This window comes from Polaribacter sp. IC073 (genome assembly GCF_007997075.1).
Classification (GTDB): Bacteria; Bacteroidota; Bacteroidia; order Flavobacteriales; family Flavobacteriaceae; genus Polaribacter.
In genome coordinates, this window is record NZ_VORS01000005.1 from 95,490 (window position 1) to 116,054 (window position 20,565).

A 20,565-nucleotide genomic window follows, 5' to 3' on the forward strand; every position below is an offset into this window, starting at 1 on the left:
TTTGAAGAAAAAATTAAAATATATCACTATTTTATCCATTTTATGCGTGTTTTTTTACTCTTGTAGTATTCAAAAAGACATCCCAGAAGATGAGCGTTTGTACACGGGAGCTAAAATTGAAGTGGAAGTAGATTCCGCTGTTAAAAATGCAAGTAAATTAAAAGAAGATTTAAGAACTGTTTTAAGACCAGCGCCCAATTCTAAGTTTTTAGGCAGTTATTTGGGGTTGTATTTCTATTATAAAAATCAAAAAGAGAATCCGAATTTTATAAACAAGTGGCTGTATAAAAAAATTGGAGAAAAGCCTGTTTATCAATCAGATGTAGATGCGTTAGAAGTAGAAGAGATTCTAAGAAACAGGTTAGAAAACTACGGTTTTTTCTACAGTACCGCAACTTCTACATTTATAGAAAAAGAGAAAAAAGCTTCTGTAAGTTACCGCTTAAAAGTTCCTGCGCCTTATAAAATGGCAAACTATAAAATAGACAGTATGGTTTTACCAATTTATACAGCAATCAAAGAACTTACAAAAGAGACTCCTTTTCCTGAAAATATGCGATTTGATTTGGCTAATTTAAAGTTAGAACGACAGCGGTTAGATTTAGAGTTAAAAAAGAAAGGATATTATAACTTCAATCCTAGTTTTTTAATTTTTGAAGCAGATACCAATCAATATAAGAATAAAAAATTCGATCTTTTTTTAAAGTTGAAAGCAAAAGTGCCAAAGATAGCAACGATACCTTATCAAATTAAAAAAATAAATGTATATCCAGACTTCAATTTAAAAGATTCTTTGAAAGTAAAAGAGGTTCGGTACAAAAACAAAAGTTACTATCAAGACTCTCTTTTCTTTAAACCAAAATATTTAGACGATTTTATTACAATTAAAGAAGGTGATTTATACAACCCAAATACGTCTAAAAATACAGCAAGACGCTTGTCTTCTATAGGTGCTTACAAGTATGTTAATATTCAATATAAAGAATTAGACTCTTTACAAACAGGCCGTTTGGGTGTTTTAGAGGCAAACATTTTTTTATCGCCCTTAACAAAGCGTGCTGTTCGAGCAGAATTGCAGGCAGTTACAAAATCTAATAATTTTGCAGGTCCTAAACTGGCATTAACGTACAGTAATAGAAATGTATTTAATGGAGGAGAAACCTTAAATATAAGTACAAATATTGGTTATGAAACCCAAATTTCTGGCGGAGAAAATTCTGGATTAAGCAGTTTAGAATTGGGTTTAAAATCAGAATTAATTTTTCCAAGAGTTATTGCACCTTTTACTTTTAATGAAGATTTTTTCGAATATTCAATTCCGAAGACAAAAACAAGTTTGGGTATTACGTATTTAGATAGAAGTAAATTGTACACACTTTTATCTGGTAGCGCTCTTTTTGGATATGTTTGGAACGCTAATAAATACACTACTTATGAGTTAAACCCTATTTCTGTAAATTATACTAGTTTGTCTAATACAACAGAAGAGTTTCAACAAATATTAGCAGAAAATTCATTCTTAAAGAGAAGTTTTGAGCAGCAATTTATAAGCGGATTAACATTTTCTTTTACTTATAATGAAATGCTAAATTCAAGTAAAACACATCAATTTTATATAAATTCTACGCTAGATATTGCCGGTAATTCTATTAGTTTATTCGGAAAAGAAGAAACAGCAGGAGCACCAAAAAAGTTTTTAGGACTGCAATATGCACAGTATGCAAAAGCAGATTTTGATGCGAGGTATCATTATAATTTTGGTAGAAATAACGAAAAAACAATTGCCACAAGATTATTTGCTGGTTACGGTTTGGCGTATGGTAATTCTGATGTTGTTCCGTTTGTTAAACAATATTTTTCTGGAGGTCCTTATAGTGTTAGAGCCTTTAGCACTCGTTCTTTAGGACCGGGAACTTACAACGAAAACAGCGCAACAGCGCAACCAAGTAGTACTGGTAATTTTTTCGATAAAACGGGTAACATTCGTTTAGAAGGGAATGTAGAATATCGATTCCCGCTATATTCTTTCTTTAAAGGTGCTGTTTTTGCGGATGCAGGAAATGTTTGGAATTCAGAATCAAATCCAGATTTTGGAAATGAAGGAAAAGATAAATTCACTTCTAATTTTATAAATGAATTAGGTATAGGTGCAGGTGTTGGTTTGCGAGTAGATGTACAAGGTTTTGTAATTCGTTTCGATTTGGCAGCTCCTTTTCATGATCCGTCATTGGAAGAAGAAAAAAGATGGAATTTTAGAGTGGATGCACCTGTTTTTAACTTTGCAATTGGGTATTCATTTTAATGAGAAGTTAAAAGCCATGTATAATTTTGTCTAAGGCAGCTTCATCTAAAATTTTTATCTCTTTTCCTTTAAATTCAATAATTTTATTTTTTTTGAATTCTGATAATAAACGGATTGCAGATTCTGTAGCTGTACCAATAATATTTGCAATGTCTTCTCTAGAAAGCTGTATGTTTATATTGCCTTCGCTATCTGTGTCGAATTTAGAGTGCAAGTGTAAAAGGGTTTCTGCCAAACGTTGTTTTACCGTTTTTTGAGCCATATCTACAATTAAGTTGTCTGCACTTTTAAGAGAAGTTGCCATGTCTTTTAAAACACTCATGGTAAAAGCGTTGTTCTTTTCTAGATCTCTAATAATTTCTTCCTTCGGAATAAAACAAACCTCCATGTCATTTAAAGCGACCGCCTTCAAATTAGAAATTTCTTCAGAAACTAAACTTCTTTCCCCTATTATATTTCCTTTTTGTACCAGACTAATAATTTGGTTTCTACCATTCTCACTCATTTTAGAAACTTTACAAACCCCATCTTTTATACAAAAAACGCCGTTTAAATGTTCTCCTTCCTCAAATAAAACTTCCCCTTTTTTTATTATTTTGGTTGTTTTACAAGCAGACATTCTTACCAACTCTTCTTTAGAAAGATGCTTTAGAGAATTAAATTGACGAACAATACACTGCTCACATTTGCTCATAGTAAAGAAGTTTTTAATAAAAATCAAAGATATCGAAAAGCTGACAAATATCATATTTTAAAACAAACTCTTATTGGAAATTTGCAAAAGGCAAAAGAGTAAATATGAAATCTACACAATGTTATCACTGTGGCGATTCTTGTGAAGATAGTATAATTAATTTTGATGAAAAAAATTTCTGTTGCAACGGTTGTAAAACGGTTTATGAGATTTTTTCAGAGAATAATTTAACTAGTTATTACAATTTTCAAGACAACCCAGGAGCAATTCCAACCAAAATTGAAGGAAAATACGATTTTTTAGACAATAAAGAGATTGCAGCAAAACTATTAGATTTTTCTGATGGTAGCATGCAAATCGCAACACTTTACATTCCTCATATTCATTGTAGTTCTTGTATTTGGGTATTAGAAAACCTACATAAATTAAATTCAAATATTGTATCATCTCAAGTAGATTTTCCAAAGAAAAAAGTTAGAGTTACTTATAACTTTAATGAAACCTCATTAAAAGAAATTGTGCTTCTTTTAAGTGCTATTGGCTACGAACCTTATATTACTTTAGAAGATTATGACGCAGGAAAAAAAGCAGTAGACAGAAGTTTAATTTACAAATTAGGTATTGCAGGTTTTGCGTTTGGTAATGTTATGTTTCTCTCGTTTCCAGAATATTTTGAAGTAGATGGTTATTGGATAGAAGAGTATAAGAATATCTTTAGATGGTTGATGTTTTTCTTCTCGTTACCAGTTGTTTTTTATGCAGGTAGTGGCTATTTTATTTCAGCTTACAAAGGGTTGCGTTCTAAAATTTTAAATATTGATGTTCCTATTGCTTTGGGAATTTTTGTCTTATTTGTTCGAAGTTCTGTAGAGATTATTTTCGATTTAGGAACTGGTTTTTTTGATAGTTTAACTGGTTTGGTTTTCTTTCTTTTATTAGGGAAGTTTTTTCAACAGAAAACCTATAATTTTTTATCTTTTGAACGCGATTATAAGTCGTATTTTCCAATTGCAGTTACCCGAATTTTATCGAACAATAAAGAAGAAAATGTTCCTATTTATGATATCGAAAAAGGAGACCGATTATTAATTAGAAATCAAGAATTAATACCTGTAGATGGTATTTTAATCAACGGAAATGCAGAAATAGATTATAGCTTTGTAACAGGAGAAGCAGTACCTGTTGCAAAAAAATCTGGAGACAAACTTTTTGCTGGTGGAAAACAACTTTCTGGAATCTTAGAAATGGAAGTTTTAGCTTCTGTATCTCAAAGCTATTTAACACAATTATGGAGCAACGAAGTGTTTCAAAAAGAGAACAAATCTCCCTTTAAAACCATTACAGACAGCATTAGTAAAAACTTTACAATTTTTGTCTTATCAATTGCTTTTATAGCGACTTCTTTTTGGCTATTTTTTGATGCAAGCAAAGCATTAAATGTGTTTACAGCAGTTTTAATTATTGCTTGTCCGTGTGCAATTGCACTAGCTGCACCTTTTGCTTTAGGCAATATGTTGCGCATTTTTGGGAAAGAGAAATTCTATTTAAAAAACGCAACCGTTGTAGAACAATTAGCAGAAATAGACACTATTATTTTTGACAAGACAGGAACACTAACCACACATAAAGAAAATACCATTTCTTATGATGGAGTTGAATTAAATCAGCAAGAAAAAAGTATTTTAAAAAGTTCTTTAAGAGCCTCGAACCATCCGTTAAGTAGAACATTATATAGCACTTTTAAGGATGTTGATGTTTTATCCATTTCCGATTATAAAGAAATTGTTGGTAAAGGAATAGAGGTTACCTATAATGAAACAAGTTTAAAATTAGGTGCTGCTAATTTTGTAAAAAATAATGAAGAAAAGGCAACTTTAGATACTTCTGTTTATATTAGTTTTAATGATGAATACAAAGGGAAGTTCACGTTTAAAAACTCATATAGAAAAGGTGTAAAATCATTATTTAGCTCTTTAAAAAAGGATTTCGATTTAGCTGTTGTTTCTGGCGATAATGAAGGGGAAAGAGTTTTTTTACAAGAAAATTTGCCGGAAGGAACAGCGCTGTTATTCAATCAAAAACCAGAAGATAAATTAGAGTTTGTTGCAAAACTTCAAAAAGAGCACAAAAAAGTTGTTATGATTGGCGATGGATTAAATGATGCGGGTGCTTTGGCACAAAGTGATGTTGGTATTGCGTTGTCAGAAAATATCAATGTTTTTTCGCCTGCTTGTGACGGAATTTTAGACGCCTCAAAATTTAGTAAAATAGGAATGTATATACATGCTTCAAAAAAAGCGATTCAGATTATAAAATACAGTTTTATACTGTCTCTATGTTACAATGTAATCGGACTTTATTTTGCCGTCACAGGGCAGTTAATTCCTGTTATGGCAGCAATTTTAATGCCTTTAAGTTCTATTAGTATCGTCGTTTTTACAACAGTTTCCACAAATATATTAGGAAGAAAAATTAAATAGTTATGAAAAAATCTCTAATACAGAAATACAACATTCCAGGACCAAGATATACCAGTTATCCAACAGTACCTTATTGGAACAAAGAAGGAATTGACAAGCAAGATTGGATTGTGTCTTTTCAAACATCATTTAAAGAAACCAATGCATCCGAAGGAATTAGTGTTTACATTCATTTGCCTTTTTGTGAGAGTTTGTGTACGTTTTGTGCTTGCCATAAACACATTACAAAGCGCCATGAAGTAGAAGAAGAGTATATAGAAACGGTTCTTAAAGAATGGGAATTATATGTTGCTTTGGTAGATGAAACACCCGTTGTTAAAGAATTACATTTAGGAGGTGGAACGCCAACTTTTTTCTCAAAAGAAAACCTAAAATATTTAATGGATGGTATTTTTAAGATTGCTAAAAAACATTCAGCATCTGAATTTAGTTTTGAAGGACACCCAAGCAATACCACCAAAGAACAATTACAAACCCTATTTAATGAAGGTTTTACAAGAGTTAGTTTTGGTGTGCAAGATTACAATGAAAAAGTACAAAAAGCCATCCATAGAATTCAACCTTTTTCTGAAGTTGAGCAAGTAACAAAGTGGTCTCGAGAAATTGGGTACACTTCTGTGAGTCATGATTTAATTTTCGGATTGCCACATCAAACCAAAGAAAACGTAATTGATACCATTAATAAGACCAAAGAATTACAGCCAGACCGTATTTCATTCTACAGTTACGCACACGTTCCTTGGGTAAAAGGTGTCGGGCAAAGAGGTTTTAATGAAGATGATTTACCAAAGAATGATGAAAAAAGAGCATTGTATGAAATAGGAAAAGAACTTTTTGCAGCATTAGGCTATGTAGAAATAGGAATGGATCATTTTGCATTAAAGACCGATAGTTTGTATAAAGCAACCATTAATAAAACAATACATAGGAATTTTATGGGCTACACAGCCAACAAAACGAAGCTAATGATTGGTTTAGGAATGTCTGCAATTTCAGATTCTTGGTATGCTTTTGCACAGAATGTAAAGACGGTAAAAGAGTATCAAAAAATTGTAAATGAAGGAGAAATTCCAATTTTTAGAGGACATTTATTATCCGAAGAAGACCTAATTATTAGAAAACATATCTTAAATATGATGTGCCATTTTACGACCTCTTGGAAAGAAAGTGCTATGAAAATTAAGAATGTAGAAATGCATTTAGCGCTGTTAGAAGAGATGGAGCAAGATGGTTTAGTTCAAATTGATAGAAAATTAAAATCTTTGTCCATACCAGAAAGTGCAAGACCTTATGTTCGAAATATTTGTATGGCGTTTGATGTCCATTTATTAGAGAACAAACCAAAAACACAATTATTTTCGATGACGATATAACCAAAGAACTCCTTAAAGTTCCCTTTAAGGTTGCTATAAATTTTACTTCCTGAGAAAAACAGGAATATTTTAACAAGATTCTAAGAATATGATAAATGTCATATTTTAATAAAACGAACATTATTAATTTTGAAGCATCAATTATCAGGCAAGATATGAGCGTAATATATTTACTACTTACTCTAAGTATTTTAGTGGCATTAATCTTTTTTATAGCCTTTATTTATTCAGTTAAAAAAGGGCAATTTGACGATTCTTATACGCCATCTGTTCGCATGCTGTTTGATGATGAATTAGTTACCGAGAAACAAGAAAAATCAACTTTAGACTAAATTTTATATTATGGAAATGCAACAATTTTATTACGATAATAAGGTCGTAAAAAAATTCATCTACGCAACACTACTTTGGGGAATTGTAGGGTTCTCTGTAGGGTTATTGCTGGCACTTATGTTTTTGTTCCCAAATATTACAGACGGAATATCGTGGTTAAGTTTTGGTCGTTTAAGACCTTTACACACCAATGCTGTAATTTTTGCTTTTGTAGGGAACGCAATTTTTGCAGGAGTTTACTACTCGTTACAACGCTTATTAAAAGCTAGAATGGCAAGTAACTTTTTAAGTAATTTTAACTTTTGGGGTTGGCAATTAATTATTGTGGCTGCTGCTATAACATTGCCTTTAGGATATACAAGTTCTAAAGAATATGCCGAATTAGAATGGCCAATAGATATTGCAATTGCACTTGTTTGGGTTGCTTTTGGTGTGAATATGATTTGGACGATTCTTCAAAGAAGACAGCGTCATTTATATGTAGCAATTTGGTTTTATTTAGCAACATTTGTAACGGTTGCAGTACTTCACATTTTTAACAGTTTAGCATTACCAGTTGGTTTTTTAAAATCTTATTCTGTCTATGCAGGTGTGCAAGATGCATTGGTACAATGGTGGTACGGACATAATGCCGTGGCATTTTTCTTAACCACACCATTTTTAGGATTAATGTATTACTTTGTTCCTAAAGCGGCAAATAGACCTGTGTATTCTTATAAATTATCTATTGTTCACTTTTGGTCTTTGATATTTATTTATATCTGGGCAGGACCTCACCATTTACTATACACGTCTTTACCAGAATGGGCTCAAAATTTAGGCGTTGCTTTTTCTATTATGTTATTAGCACCTTCTTGGGGTGGAATGATAAACGGACTGTTAACTTTAAGAGGAGCTTGGGATAAAGTAAGAACAGACCCTGTTTTAAAATTCATGGTGGTTGCAATTACTGGGTATGGTATGGCAACTTTTGAAGGGCCATTGTTGTCTCTTAAAAACGTAAATGCAATTGCACATTTTAGTGATTGGATTATTGCACACGTGCATGTTGGTGCATTAGCTTGGAATGGTTTCTTCACTTTTGGGATGTTGTATTGGTTAATTCCAAGAATGTTTAAAACAAAATTATATTCAGTAGCATTGGCAAACTTTCACTTCTGGATTGGTACTTTGGGTATTATTATGTACACATTGCCAATGTATGTAGCAGGTTTTGTACAAGCTTCTATGTGGAAACAATTTAACCCAGACGGTTCTTTAACATATGGTAACTTCTTAGAAACAGTAAACGAAATTATACCCATGTATTGGATGCGTGCTATTGGAGGAAGTATGTTTATAATTGGTGCATTTGTAATGTTGTACAACGTTATTAGAACGGTTAGATCTGGTGCTGGTGTTACAGATGAATTAGCAGAAGCTGTAGCATTAACAAAAGTTTCTAAGTATAGAACTAAAGGAGAAGGTTGGCATACTTGGTTAGAAAGAAAACCAATAAAACTAACAATTTTTGCAACGATTGCAATTCTAATTGGAGGTGCAATTCAAATTATACCAACATTATTAATAAAATCGAACATACCAACAATTAGCAGTGTAAAACCGTATACACCTTTAGAGTTAGAAGGAAGAGATATTTATATTAGAGAAGGTTGTGTAGGTTGTCACTCTCAAATGGTAAGACCTTTTAGAAGTGAGGTAGAACGTTATGGAGAGTACTCTAAGGCAGGAGAATTTGTGTACGATCATCCTTTTTTATGGGGAAGTAAACGTACAGGGCCAGATTTACATAGAATTGGTCAGAAATATAATGATAGTTGGCACCTAAATCACATGTACGATCCGCAAAGTACTTCACCAGGTTCTATTATGCCCGCTTACAAATGGTTGGTTAGAGATGAACTTGATAAATCTAATATCGAAACCAAAATGGAAGCTATGGTTACTTTAGGAGTCCCTTATTCAGAAGATGAAATTGCAAATGCGCAACAACACATGTTAGCACAAGGAACTCAGATTGAAGAAAATTTGTATGCAGATCCAGATTTTGCAAAAAGTTACGAAGCAGATAAAAAGTATGCAAAAGAAAGCGGAGAGGCTTTCATAGAGATGAGAAATAGAGAAATTGTTGCAGTAATAGCATACATACAACGTTTAGGAACAGATATAAAAGTGAAAGACGAACAACAAACCACTAAAAAATAGAAGCCATGTTAAGATTTGTAAAAAGTTATATGGAAAGTATTATAGGTATAGAAGTGTACCCATTAATATCATTAATTATATTTTTCACTTTTTTTGTAGCCTTATTTTGGTGGGTATTTACAGCTAAAAAAGAATACATAGAAACAGTAAGTAACTTACCGTTAGATCATTAAAAATAAATAAAAATGAAAAGATCTTTTCAATCTACAGTATATGTAATCTTTGTAATTGTTACGTTTATAGCACTTGCAAAAGCGTTTATGGTGTACGAAAACCCATTTAGTGTTTATGAAAACCCATTAGTTTGGTTGGCTTTAATAGGTTTTATTTTGGTTGTTGTTTTAAAAGAAATGGTAAATATTTTGGCCATTAAAAAAGCAACGGAATTACAAAATGAAAAAGACGGTATTATTCCAGAGCCTAGTAATGCTTGGCTTCCAAAATTGATAAAATCTTGGACCAAGGCCAAAGCAATGGAAGAAGAAAAAGAAATAATCCTAGATCATAATTATGACGGAATTAGAGAATTAGACAATTCACTTCCACCATGGTGGGTATATATGTTTTATGCCTCTATTGTTTTTGCGGTTGTGTATTTGGTAAGATTTGAGGTTTTAGATGGCGATAGCCAGATCGTTGAATATGATAAAGCAGTGGCAGAAGCAACAGCAGAATTAAATAAATACAGAGCAACTGCAACCGATTTAATTACGGCAGAAAACGTAACACTATTAACAGATGCTAAAGATTTAGGTAGAGGTAAAGCAATTTTTAATTTAAACTGTGCCTCTTGTCATTTAGGAGATGGTGGTGGGTCTATTGGACCGAACCTAACAGATGAATTCTGGATTTTAGGAGGAGGAGTTAAAAATGTCTTTTCAACGATCTACAATGGAGGTAGAGATGGAAAAGGAATGATTGCTTGGGATAAAACATTAAAAACTGCAGACATAGCAAAAGTATCTAGTTATGTAATTTCACTGCAAGGTACTTCGCCCGCTCAAGGAAAAGCTCCCCAAGGAGAAAAGTGGGAAGAATAATTTACTGAAAAAGGAGAGTTAATTAATTTTAATAATTAGTAAGAATGGAAACACCCCAGAACGAACAATTTAGAGACAGTATTGCAACTGTAGATACAGAAGGAAAGCGTTCTTGGGTTTATCCTAAAAAACCTAGCGGAATATTTTACAAATACAGAACGTATGTAAGTTATTTTTTATTAGCCATTTTATTATCTGCTCCGTTTATTAAAATTAACGGAAATCAGTTTTTACTGTTCAATGTTTTTGAACGCAAATTTAATATTTTCGGATTCCCTTTTTGGCCACAAGATTTTCATTTATTGGTGGTTTCTATGATTGTTGGTGTTGTTTTTATCATTCTTTTTACAGTAATTTTTGGTCGTATTTTCTGCGGATGGATTTGTCCGCAAACTATATTTCTAGAAATGGTCTTTAGAAAAATAGAATATTTAATTGATGGAGACAGAGGAAAACAAATCCGCTTAGAAAAACAACCTTGGAACGCAGAAAAGATTCGAAAAAGGCTCTTAAAATGGTTCGTTTTCTTTGTAATTTCTTTTATAATAGCCAATGTTTTTTTAGCCTATTTAATTGGCGGAGACACCTTAATTAGTTACATCACCGGAAACCCTTTAGACAATATCAATACCTTAATTTCTTTAACAATTTTTACCTGTGTTTTTTATTTTGTATTTGCATGGTTTAGAGAGCAAGTATGTATTATTGCTTGTCCGTATGGTAGGTTACAAGGAGTCTTATTAGACAATAAAACCATAAATGTTGCGTATGATTATAAAAGAGGAGAAAGAGAAGAGGGCAGATCTAAATACAAGAAAAATGAAGATAGAGAATCTCAAGGAAAAGGAGATTGTATTGACTGTAAACAATGTGTGGTTGTTTGCCCAACCGGAATAGATATTAGAAATGGCACGCAATTAGAATGTATCAATTGCACTGCCTGTATAGATGAATGTGATCATATAATGGAAAGTGTTGGGTACCCTAAAGGATTAATTCGATACGCAAGTGAAGATAATATTGCGAAGAAAAAACCTTTTGAATTTTCAGCTAGAATAAAAGGATATTCTGCAGTTCTGCTTATTTTAATAGGAATTCTAGTAGGAATGTTATTTCTAAGAAATGATGTGGAGGCACGAGTTTTAAGATTACCAGGGCAATTATATCAACACAAAGAAAACAATATTATAAGTAATGTGTATACTTATAAAGTGATTAACAAAACAACAAAAGATATTAACGATGTTAGTTATAAGTTACTTTCTCATAAGGGAGAAATAAAATTAGTATCTAACCATCATTTTCTAATACCAAAACAAGGTATAGCAGAAGGAACTTTATTTATAGAAATAAATGAAGCTGCGTTGCAAGGAGATAAAGACAAGTTAGAAATTGGTGTTTACAGTGGAGATAAGTTAATAGAAACCACAATAACTAACTTTTTAGGACCAAGAAGTTATAGGTAAGTTAAATGCGTCATTACGAGGAAGAATGACGAAGTAATCTTTTTTCTGAATCAAAAGATTGCTTCGTAAACTCGCAAAGACAAAAATAAAGAGATTATGAAATTTAATTGGGGAACCGGAATTGTTATTGCGATTGTAGCTTTTATGTCATTTATATTATACATGGTAATTACTATGAGCACAGATAAATCATATAGTTTTGATTTGGTTACAGAAAAATATTACCAACAAGAATTAGGCTTTCAAGATGAAATTAATGCAGAAAAAAATGCATTAGAATTAAAAGGAAAAGTAACTATTGAGCGAGTAGAAAAGGGCTTAAAAGTAGAATTCCCTGCAGCCTTTTCTCCTAAAGATATTACAGGAAAAGTGTTCCTATACAGACCATCTAATAAACAATTAGATTTCGAAATACCTATTTCGTTAACTAATACATATTTGCTCGTGCCTGAGAAACGTTTGTTAGGTGGTCGTTGGAACATTAATATAGCCTTCAAATATAAGAATAAAGAGTATCTAATAAAAAAGGAAATTCAATATTAATGTTTTTATCAGCAATCATATTTGGTTTATTGGGTAGTTTCCACTGCGTTGGTATGTGTGGGCCAATTGCATTTATGTTGCCAATCGATAGACAACATAAAACAAAAGGATTTTTTCAGATTTTAAGTTATCATTTTGGTAGATTGTTTACTTACAGTTTAATTGGGTTGTTATTTGGTTTTCTAGGAAAAGGGTTTTATTTCTTCGGATTTCAGCAGCAAATTTCGATAATTGTAGGTGTTTTAATGATTCTTTTTATTTTATTTCCCAAGATTTTTAAGAAAGTAAATTTTTCAAACAAAATAAGTCACATTATTTCTAAAGTAAAAAATGCCTTAGGTAAAGAGTTGAAAAAAAAAGGAAATGACACTTTTTTTACCATTGGTTTTTTAAACGGTTTTCTACCTTGTGGCCTAGTTTATATGGCTATTTTTGGTGCATTAGCAACTACAAATGCATTTTACGGAAGCTTGTACATGTTTCTTTTCGGTTTAGGAACCATTCCTTTAATGACTTCTGTGGTCTATTTAGGGAATTTTACAAAAGGTGCTTTAAGAAAAAAAATACAAAAAGTAATTCCTATTGCGGTAGTATTTATTGGGGTCTTATTTATTTTAAGAGGTTTAGGTTTGGGAATTCCTTATGTTTCCCCAGCGCCAGTTTTAGAGGTAGTTTCTAACAATAATGCATGTCATTAAGTTTTCTTTAACCTAATTAGTAATTTAAACCTTGTTTTTCTATTATTTAAGTATGTTAAATCTTACTTTGAAAAAGAATTCCTAACAATAAAAATAATATATTTGATTTCTTTAAAAATAATCTAGCTTTAATGAAGTTAATTTACCTTAGATTCTGTCTGTTAAGTATTGTTTTTTTTTCAATAAAAAATCAAGCACAAGAGACATTACCCATATATACAGATTATTTATCGGACAATGTTTTTTTAGTACATCCTTCTGCTGCAGGAATAGGTAATTCTAGTAAATTAAGATTAACAACAAGACAACAGTGGATTGGTGTACCCAATGCACCTGCTTTACAAACAATAAGCTTTCATACTAAGTTTGGCGAAGTATCTAATGCCGGTTATGGTTTGGTATTGTTTAACGACAAAAATGGTTATCATTCTCAACAAGGTTTTCAAGGAACATATTCCTATCATTTGCCAATGGGTAATGGTAAGTTGTTTAAGCAATTATCTTTCGGTTTGGCTTTTTCATTTGTTCAAAATCAAGCAGATCAAAGAAGTTTTTCTGGAGACAGACCTGGTGTCATTAATCAGATTATAGAAAGTACAAGTTATTATAATGCAGATTTTAGTGCAGCATACCATCGAGGTGGTTTGTTTACCTATTTTACGGTAAAAAACTTATTTCTTGCGGCAAAAAACAACTTAAATGTTCAAGAGCCTTTAGATTTGAGGAATTTTATTGTGTCTGCTGGTTACTATTTCGGAGAACAGAAAGTGATTCAATTAGAACCTTCTGTAATGGTTCAGCTTAGAGAGACAACAGGAGAAAGAATAGCCGATTTTAATTTAAAAGCATATAAGACATTCTCTAAAACCCAAATTTGGGTAGCATTGTCGTACCGCAGAAATTTTGACAATAATAGTATTGATAATTCTAGTTACATATCGCCCGTAATTGGTTTAAATTATAATAATTTTATGTTTTCTTACACGCATACAAAGCAGTTAAATGAAGTCTTATTTGCAGAATCTGGTTTTCACCAAATCTCAATAGGTTTTAATTTATGGACCAGAGAACAAAGAGGAGCAGCTTGTCCTAACATTAATTCTATTTACGGAAGTTTCTAAAATTCACGCTCAATAATTTCTATATTTTCAGCTTCAATAGGATAAAGTAATTGCTTTAAAGCAGTCTTATCTTTATTGATATACAATTGATGTTTTGCTGGATTGCTATCATCTATATTTAATAATTTATGGTTGGTTAAAATGTTTTTTGTTTGTTTTGCAACTGCCTGACCAGAATCTATAATTTTTACTTTAGAACCTACAATTTCTCTAATTTGAGGAATCAAATATGGATAATGTGTGCAACCCAATACCAAAGAATCTATATTATTCGCAATCATAGGGTTTAAATAGGAGGACAATAAAACAGACATTTCTTCAGAATTTAATTGACCACCTTCAATTAGTTCTACAAGTCCTTTTCCGATAGTTTCTTGTATTTGAATGTCTTTTCTAATTGTCTTTGATGTTTTTTCAAACAAGGCACTATTAAGCGTTCCTTTGGTAGCTAAAATACCTATGGTGTTCGTTTTGGTAATAAGAGCAGCTGGTTTTATAGCAGGTTCTATACCAATAAAAGGAACCTTATAATTGTCTCTTAAAAAAGTTATGGCATTTGTGGTAGCAGTATTACAAGCAACAACAATAAGTTTACAATTTTTATTTAGTAGAAATTCTGTGTTTTTTTTACACAATGCTATAATTTCTTCTTTTGATTTTTCGCCATAAGGCGCATTCTTACTATCTGAAAGATAGATGGTACTCTCTTTAGGTAAAAGTGTAATCACTTCTTTCCAGATAGAGGTTCCTCCAACACCAGAATCAAAAAAACCAATCGAAAAATTATTTGATACCATACATGTAAAAATAAAAAAAAACCTACTTTAAAAAGTAGGTTTCTGTAATTTATTTCTTAGAAGAAGAAATTTTCTTCCTTATTGTTGTTGCTTAGGCTTGTCTTTTAATAAACCTAATTTAACTTTAGCAGCGTCATATAAATCGTCTCCTTCTTTTACAATTAAAGATTTTGCATCAAATACATACAAAATTCCTTTTGTAGCAGCAATCGCTTTAATAGCAGTTTCAGCTTTCATCACTATTGGCTCTAAATCTTGCGCTTGTCTGTTTTGCATTTCTTGATAAGCCGCTTGTTGTGCTTGCTCAAAACGTTGTTTGTCAATTTGAACTTCTTGCGCTCTCTGTTTGTTTGTTGTTTCAGTTTGCGTAGCTTGTTCTGCAGTATACTTCTGCACTTTAGCTTCTAATTTTTTCTTTAAACCTTCAATTTCACTTTGGTAAGATTTACCTAGTTTTTCAAGTGTAGTGCTTAACGCTCTTGTTTCTGGCATATTATCTATTACTCTTTGGTAATCTATATGACCTATTTTTTGTGCATTTGCAAAACCACTTACTCCTAAAGTAAATACAGCAATTAATAGTAACGTTTTTAAATTTTTCATTCTTGTTTTTAATTTAATTATTATTGTCTTGATTTTTCTTTGCCTCTTCCTTTTTCTTTCTCAATGCTTCTTTCTTTTTCTTAAGCAGCTCTCTTTTCTTGTTTCTCTTTTTTAAGTACTCTTTTCTTTTCTCGTCGATAGCCTTTTTCTTTGCTTCTCTGGCAGATAAAACCTTGGCTACTGCAGCTTCTCTTTTTGAGACTGCCTCCTTTTGTCTGTCAGTTAACTCTTTTGGCGCATTTCTCTCTTCTCTTTCCGCCTTTTTCTCATCTATTAATCTTGTTCTATCTATAGTTCCTAAAACGAGGTCGCTAATATCGTATTTTTTATTTGAATATAGCATCACTAACTCACTAGATTTATCGAAAACAAAGTCATACCTTTTTCTAGCAGAAATACTTTGTATTGCATTGTATACTTGATCTTGAATTGGCTTTACTAATTGTTTTCTTAGTAAAAACATATCTCCTTTTGGGCCAAAGTATAAAGATTCTAACCTTCTTAGTTCATCTTGCTTTAAAGAAATTTCTTCTTCTTTCTCTTCTATAAGATCTTTTGTTAGAATTGCTTTTTCATTTGCCAAATCGGTTTTTAATACTTCTATAAACCGAGCTTCTTTATCTAAATTCTGTCTCCATTTTACAACCTTCTCATCTAAAGTATTTTGAGCCTCTAAATATTCTGGAACATTTTCTAGAATGTATTCCATATCTATGTAAGCAATAATTTGACTTCTTTGAGACCAAGAAACGCTAACCGTAAGTAAAAGAACTGTGAATAAAAATATTTTTTTCATCTGTTATGTATTTAGAAAAAACCGTGCCAAAAAAAAATGACATTACAAATGTACTATTTTCTTAGAACTGTCTTCCGATAATAAAATGTGTTTGCCAACCAGATTTTTCTATTTGTCCTGGTAAAGGATCAAAACCATGAGCAAAATCGATTCCTAATAATCCAAAGGCAGGCATAAAAATTCTTACACCTAAACCAGCTGATCTTTTTACGTTAAACGGATTAAAATTATCAAAATTGTCATAAGAATTACCAGCTTCTAAGAAACCTAATGTATAGATTGAAGCAGAAGGTGCATCTGTAATAGAATATCTAAGTTCTAATTGAAATTTATTATAAATAGTTCCTCCAGAAATAGAAGACAACCTGTTGTTTTCATACCCCCTTAATCCTACAGATTCTCTACCATCTAATTGAAACTGAGCAATACCATCACCACCTACAAAATAACGCTCAAAAGGTGTTTGACCTAGTTTGTCGTTATAGAAACCTAAGTACCCCATTTCTGTATTAGTCATTAAAACTAATTTATCTGTAAATGAAGTATACCACTTCCCTTTTAAAGATAGTTTATAGTATTCTAACCATTTGTATTTATCTGCTAAGAAATCATTTTGTTCTGCTGCTGTTAAATTAGAAGGTTCTGTGTAATCTTTATCGCTAAATAAAGAATAAGGTAGTGTTGCTTTTACACCAACTGAAAATTCAGATCCGTAAGTAGGGAAAATTAAACTTGGTCCTGCAGAACTTCTACTAAAGTTTATATTGTAAGCTAAGTTATTTAAAGTACCGTTGTTTAAAACATTCTCTCCAACTCTAAAACCATAGTTTTTTAACTGAAAACTTTGGTAAGATATTGTTTGAGATAATTGGAAAAAATCATCAGGCCATTTTAAACGTTCTCCTAAACCAATTGAAGCTCCTGTGATCCCTAATTTTCTGCTTCTATCTACATCATATGTCTGAGGGTCTAGCTGAAACTGATTAGACTGATATACAGAGAAAGATAAAGATTTTGGAGTTTTACCACCAAACCATGGTTCTGTAAATGAAAAACTATACGTGTTGTAAGTTCTACTCGATTGTAATCTTAAAGATAATTTTTGACCATCTCCTGTTGGCAATGGTTTGTAAGATTCTGTGTTAAAAATATTTCTGATAGAAAAGTTATTAAAAGACAAACCTAAAGTACCAATAAAAGAACCACCACCATAACCACCTTGCAATTCTATCTGGCTACCCCCTTTTTCTATCACATTAAAATTAATGTCTGTAGTTTTATCTTGATAGTTAGGAATCACATCTGGTGTTACATTTTGATCGAAAAAACCTAATTGACCAATTTCTCTAATAGATCTAATAATTTCTCTTCTGCTAAATAAATCTCCCGGCTTAACACGTAATTCTCTAAAAATTACATGATCGTTGGTCTTGTCATTTCCAGAAACAGTTACTTTTTTAATTCGAGCTTTTTCATCTTCTCTAATTCTAATTTCTACTGTAATAGAATCATTTTCTACTTTTGTTTCTACAGCATTTATTTGAGAAAATAAGTATCCATTATTCTGATATTCAGACGCGATATCAAATGATGTTGGTGTTCCGTCTCCGCTAACACGTTCTTTTAAAACAGCACCGTTGTAAACATCACCTTTGTCTATTCTTAAAACTTGTTGCAGTTGCTCATCTGTGTATTCTTTGTTACCAACAAATAATATTTCTGCAAAACGGTATTGTCTACCTTCTTCTAAATCGATATCAATATCTATGGTATTGTCATCATTCCAAGAAATACCTTCTTTTAAAATACGTGCATCTCTGTAACCAAGTCTACTATATTTATCTAAAATACTTTCTAAATCTGTTTGGTAATCTTCTTCTATATATTTAGAAGCTTTCCAAAAACGACCAAAAAACTTCTCTTTGGTATTTTTCATTGCCTTTCTAAGTTTTTTTTCAGAAAGTGCTTTGTTACCAGTAAAATTAATGTCTTTAATCTTTATTTTTTTCCCTTTATCAATAAACACAGACATATTAACCGTATTAATATCTGATGTATCTTTTTGAACATCTATAGAGACCTTCGTTTTTAAGAAACCTTTATCTGTATATTTTTTATTGAAGTAATTTTTTGTAGTAACCAACAAATTGTCTGTTACCATTTTACCTAACTTAAGTTCCGTTTCTTTAATTAGTTCTTTCGCTTTAGATTTTTTGATACCATTAATCTGAACTTGATTTAATTGTGGTAGTTCCTGTACATCTAATTGAAGGTACACGGTGTTTCCATCTATTTTTGCTAAATAGACATCTACATCGCTAAATTGTTTACTTTCATAAAGTTTTTTGATGGCGCTTGTTAATTTGTCTCCAGGAAGTTTTATGGCTTGCCCATATCTAAGACCTGTAAAAACTCGTACAGTTTCTTCACTGAATTTTTTAAGACCTGTAACAGAGATACCTCCTAAAATATATTCCTTCCCCTTTTCAAAAGACGAATTTTTAGTAGATAAAGTATCTTTTTTAACAACAGCTAAACTATCGTTTTTAACTTGTGCACTTAAACTGTAAGTAGAAAATAGTGCTGTAAACACTATGACTGCAGAAAATAATTTCATAAAAAATCTATTCTGTAATTTGTTCGCTTGTTTTTCCAAATCTTCGTTCTCTATTCTGATAATCTATAATTGCATCGTAAAAATGCTCTTTTCTAAAGTCTGGCCAAAGTATATCTGTAAAATATAATTCGGCATAGGCCATTTGCCAAAGTAAGAAATTACTGATGCGATGTTCACCACTTGTTCTTATCATTAAATCGACTTCGGGCAAATTAAACGTATATAAATGGTTATTTATAGTTTTTTCATCAATTTCTTCTAAATTAAGTTCTTTATTAACAACTTTTTTAGATATGTTTTTGATTGCGTTAACAATTTCTTCTCTAGAACCATAACTAAGAGCTAAAGTTAATATGATGGTAGTATTGGTTTTTGTTTGAAGGATTACATCACTTAAAGCTTTTTGTGCTTTTTGAGGTAAATTCTCTATGTTGCCAATAGCATTAACCGCAACACCATTTTTTTGAAAAGTGGGTAATTCTTTCTTTAAAGAGTTAATTAGCAGGCTCATAAGAGCATCTACCTCTAGCTTTGGTCGTTTCCAGTTTTCTGTTGAAAAAGCATATAAAGTAATTGCCTCGACACCAATTTGAGCAGCCGTTTCTACAGATTCTCTTACCGCAGTTAAAGCATTTCTATGACCAAAAACTCTGCTCATCCCTTTACCTTTTGCCCAACGACCATTACCATCCATAATAATGGCAACGTGTTTTGGGACTCTTTGTAAATCGATACGTAGTTTTTTATCCATATTTTTTTATAATCCCTGTGTGTAACAAGCGGGTCTCCCAAAGGTATATATTAAAGACACTCCTGTAAACATATACCAATCATTACTATTTCCTTCAATATTAAAATTCGCATTATTTTCTGAGGCATAATCTAAATCATCTTCAAAAGTATATCTAAATTTTGTTTCTAATGAAAAAGCAAAACTACCAGACAACTTAGATTTAAAACCAATACCTATAGGTATTGAGAATCCTGTCTTTTTATCATAAATATTCTCATTTGCAGGGTTTTTTCCTTTCACATAAGAGTAATTAAATGCCGCAAGTTCAACTAATAGATAAGGCGTCCAACTTTTATCTTCAGCCGAAATATCATATTCATAAAAATTATACTCCATTCCTAAAGCCAATTCATTTATGGTATTAGAGAAACGTAAACCTCTGTTTTTTCTAAAAGCAGTGTCTGCGTGCTCATCATTCCCACTTATTGGTAAATAAGAAAAAGTTCCTCTTAGCGCAATTCTAGGATTGTAATTATATTTAAAAAATATGTTACCAGCTAATTGATTAGGGTAGATGTAATTTGTTCTACCAATATCACCAACATAATTTGTACCTCCTAAAGAAGCTCCAATTTCATACACTTGTCCCATTAAAATGGAGGAAAAGCTAATAAATACGATACATAATATACTTTTTTTCATTCTAAAAAATAGCGAGCAAATATAGGAATTTCAATTTGCTTTATAAAGTTAATACTCAGTCT

General features: G+C 31.5%; 18 protein-coding genes. 11 read left to right on the forward strand and 7 right to left on the reverse strand.

All coding sequences use genetic code 11. The features are described 5' to 3' along the window. Position 1: 1 nt before the first annotated feature. Positions 2 to 2,302, forward strand: coding sequence for a BamA/TamA family outer membrane protein (locus ES045_RS08755; protein WP_147115560.1), 2,301 nt, complete (start codon positions 2 to 4; stop codon positions 2,300 to 2,302). Between the two features lie 7 nt (positions 2,303 to 2,309). Here the strand turns inward: ES045_RS08755 and ES045_RS08760 are convergent, their stop codons facing one another. Continuing rightward, positions 2,310 to 2,996 (reverse strand): Crp/Fnr family transcriptional regulator, encoded by a 687-nt coding sequence (locus ES045_RS08760; RefSeq protein ID WP_147115562.1) that lies wholly within the window; start codon positions 2,994 to 2,996, stop codon positions 2,310 to 2,312. A gap of 104 nt (positions 2,997 to 3,100) precedes the next feature. On the opposite strand from ES045_RS08760, the gene ES045_RS08765 reads away from it, so the two are divergent. The 10 genes from ES045_RS08765 (at position 3,101) to ES045_RS08810 (ending at position 14,255) form a co-directional block, all read left to right on the forward strand. Continuing rightward, positions 3,101 to 5,476 (forward strand): heavy metal translocating P-type ATPase, encoded by a 2,376-nt coding sequence (locus tag ES045_RS08765; protein WP_147115564.1) that lies wholly within the window; start codon positions 3,101 to 3,103, stop codon positions 5,474 to 5,476. A gap of 2 nt (positions 5,477 to 5,478) precedes the next feature. Then, entirely contained in the window at positions 5,479 to 6,849 is a 1,371-nt protein-coding gene (hemN, locus tag ES045_RS08770) for an oxygen-independent coproporphyrinogen III oxidase (protein ID WP_147115566.1), read from the forward strand. Between the two features lie 95 nt (positions 6,850 to 6,944). After that, the gene (ccoS, locus tag ES045_RS08775; protein WP_410524639.1) at positions 6,945 to 7,181 is read left to right on the forward strand and encodes a cbb3-type cytochrome oxidase assembly protein CcoS; all 237 of its coding nucleotides are present in this window, start codon (positions 6,945 to 6,947) and stop codon (positions 7,179 to 7,181) included. Positions 7,182 to 7,191: 10 nt separating this feature from the next. Next, positions 7,192 to 9,387, forward strand: a complete 2,196-nt coding sequence (gene ccoN, locus ES045_RS08780) for a cytochrome-c oxidase, cbb3-type subunit I (RefSeq protein WP_147115568.1) — start codon at positions 7,192 to 7,194, stop codon at positions 9,385 to 9,387. Positions 9,388 to 9,392: 5 nt separating this feature from the next. Next, on the forward strand, positions 9,393 to 9,560 hold the full coding sequence (locus tag ES045_RS08785; RefSeq protein WP_147115570.1) for a CcoQ/FixQ family Cbb3-type cytochrome c oxidase assembly chaperone: 168 nt from the start codon (positions 9,393 to 9,395) through the stop codon (positions 9,558 to 9,560). A 12-nt stretch (positions 9,561 to 9,572) separates the two neighbouring features. Then, on the forward strand, positions 9,573 to 10,427 hold the full coding sequence (locus ES045_RS08790; protein WP_147115572.1) for a cbb3-type cytochrome c oxidase N-terminal domain-containing protein: 855 nt from the start codon (positions 9,573 to 9,575) through the stop codon (positions 10,425 to 10,427). A gap of 44 nt (positions 10,428 to 10,471) precedes the next feature. After that, positions 10,472 to 11,893: a cytochrome c oxidase accessory protein CcoG gene (ccoG, locus tag ES045_RS08795; RefSeq protein WP_147115573.1), complete on the forward strand. Its 1,422-nt coding sequence runs from the start codon at positions 10,472 to 10,474 to the stop codon at positions 11,891 to 11,893. A gap of 96 nt (positions 11,894 to 11,989) precedes the next feature. Then, positions 11,990 to 12,436: a FixH family protein gene (locus tag ES045_RS08800; RefSeq protein ID WP_147115575.1), complete on the forward strand. Its 447-nt coding sequence runs from the start codon at positions 11,990 to 11,992 to the stop codon at positions 12,434 to 12,436. After that, positions 12,436 to 13,134, forward strand: a complete 699-nt coding sequence (locus ES045_RS08805) for a sulfite exporter TauE/SafE family protein (protein WP_147115577.1) — start codon at positions 12,436 to 12,438, stop codon at positions 13,132 to 13,134. Before ES045_RS08800 ends, ES045_RS08805 begins: the two co-directional genes overlap by 1 nt. Before the next feature lie 131 nt (positions 13,135 to 13,265). Beyond that, positions 13,266 to 14,255: a type IX secretion system membrane protein PorP/SprF gene (locus tag ES045_RS08810; protein WP_147115579.1), complete on the forward strand. Its 990-nt coding sequence runs from the start codon at positions 13,266 to 13,268 to the stop codon at positions 14,253 to 14,255. Here the strand turns inward: ES045_RS08810 and murI are convergent. The 6 genes from murI to ES045_RS08840 form a co-directional block, all read right to left on the reverse strand. Then, entirely contained in the window at positions 14,252 to 15,052 is an 801-nt protein-coding gene (gene murI / locus ES045_RS08815; RefSeq protein ID WP_147115581.1) for a glutamate racemase, read from the reverse strand. The two genes, ES045_RS08810 and murI, sit on opposite strands and share 4 nt — an antisense overlap. A gap of 78 nt (positions 15,053 to 15,130) precedes the next feature. Then, on the reverse strand, positions 15,131 to 15,655 hold the full coding sequence (locus ES045_RS08820) for an OmpH family outer membrane protein (RefSeq protein ID WP_147115583.1): 525 nt from the start codon (positions 15,653 to 15,655) through the stop codon (positions 15,131 to 15,133). 13 nt (positions 15,656 to 15,668) lie between these two features. Then, positions 15,669 to 16,451, reverse strand: a complete 783-nt coding sequence (locus tag ES045_RS08825; protein ID WP_147115585.1) for an OmpH family outer membrane protein — start codon at positions 16,449 to 16,451, stop codon at positions 15,669 to 15,671. 61 nt (positions 16,452 to 16,512) lie between these two features. Next, positions 16,513 to 19,068 (reverse strand): outer membrane protein assembly factor BamA, encoded by a 2,556-nt coding sequence (bamA, locus tag ES045_RS08830; RefSeq protein WP_147115587.1) that lies wholly within the window; start codon positions 19,066 to 19,068, stop codon positions 16,513 to 16,515. A gap of 7 nt (positions 19,069 to 19,075) precedes the next feature. Then, positions 19,076 to 19,819 carry an isoprenyl transferase gene (locus ES045_RS08835; protein WP_147115589.1) on the reverse strand — a complete coding sequence of 248 codons (744 nt, stop codon included), beginning with the start codon at positions 19,817 to 19,819 and terminating at the stop codon, positions 19,076 to 19,078. A 6-nt stretch (positions 19,820 to 19,825) separates the two neighbouring features. Next, positions 19,826 to 20,503: a DUF6089 family protein gene (locus ES045_RS08840; protein ID WP_223267218.1), complete on the reverse strand. Its 678-nt coding sequence runs from the start codon at positions 20,501 to 20,503 to the stop codon at positions 19,826 to 19,828. Positions 20,504 to 20,565 lie beyond the last annotated feature (62 nt).

What these genes read in the sequence shown, in the direction of transcription:
- ES045_RS08760 (WP_147115562.1), bottom strand. Translation starts at nt 2,996, where the DNA reads ATGAGCAAATGTGAGCAGTGTATTGTTCGTCAATTTAATTCTCTAAAG.
- ES045_RS08765 (WP_147115564.1), top strand. Translation starts at nt 3,101, where the DNA reads ATGAAATCTACACAATGTTATCACTGTGGCGATTCTTGTGAAGATAGT.
- hemN (WP_147115566.1), top strand. Translation starts at nt 5,479, where the DNA reads ATGAAAAAATCTCTAATACAGAAATACAACATTCCAGGACCAAGATAT.
- ccoS (WP_410524639.1), top strand. Translation starts at nt 6,945, where the DNA reads ATGTCATATTTTAATAAAACGAACATTATTAATTTTGAAGCATCAATT.
- ccoN (WP_147115568.1), top strand. Translation starts at nt 7,192, where the DNA reads ATGGAAATGCAACAATTTTATTACGATAATAAGGTCGTAAAAAAATTC.
- ES045_RS08785 (WP_147115570.1), top strand. Translation starts at nt 9,393, where the DNA reads ATGTTAAGATTTGTAAAAAGTTATATGGAAAGTATTATAGGTATAGAA.
- ES045_RS08790 (WP_147115572.1), top strand. Translation starts at nt 9,573, where the DNA reads ATGAAAAGATCTTTTCAATCTACAGTATATGTAATCTTTGTAATTGTT.
- ccoG (WP_147115573.1), top strand. Translation starts at nt 10,472, where the DNA reads ATGGAAACACCCCAGAACGAACAATTTAGAGACAGTATTGCAACTGTA.
- ES045_RS08800 (WP_147115575.1), top strand. Translation starts at nt 11,990, where the DNA reads ATGAAATTTAATTGGGGAACCGGAATTGTTATTGCGATTGTAGCTTTT.
- ES045_RS08805 (WP_147115577.1), top strand. Translation starts at nt 12,436, where the DNA reads ATGTTTTTATCAGCAATCATATTTGGTTTATTGGGTAGTTTCCACTGC.
- ES045_RS08810 (WP_147115579.1), top strand. Translation starts at nt 13,266, where the DNA reads ATGAAGTTAATTTACCTTAGATTCTGTCTGTTAAGTATTGTTTTTTTT.
- murI (WP_147115581.1), bottom strand. Translation starts at nt 15,052, where the DNA reads ATGGTATCAAATAATTTTTCGATTGGTTTTTTTGATTCTGGTGTTGGA.
- ES045_RS08820 (WP_147115583.1), bottom strand. Translation starts at nt 15,655, where the DNA reads ATGAAAAATTTAAAAACGTTACTATTAATTGCTGTATTTACTTTAGGA.
- ES045_RS08825 (WP_147115585.1), bottom strand. Translation starts at nt 16,451, where the DNA reads ATGAAAAAAATATTTTTATTCACAGTTCTTTTACTTACGGTTAGCGTT.
- bamA (WP_147115587.1), bottom strand. Translation starts at nt 19,068, where the DNA reads ATGAAATTATTTTCTGCAGTCATAGTGTTTACAGCACTATTTTCTACT.
- ES045_RS08835 (WP_147115589.1), bottom strand. Translation starts at nt 19,819, where the DNA reads ATGGATAAAAAACTACGTATCGATTTACAAAGAGTCCCAAAACACGTT.
- ES045_RS08840 (WP_223267218.1), bottom strand. Translation starts at nt 20,503, where the DNA reads ATGAAAAAAAGTATATTATGTATCGTATTTATTAGCTTTTCCTCCATT.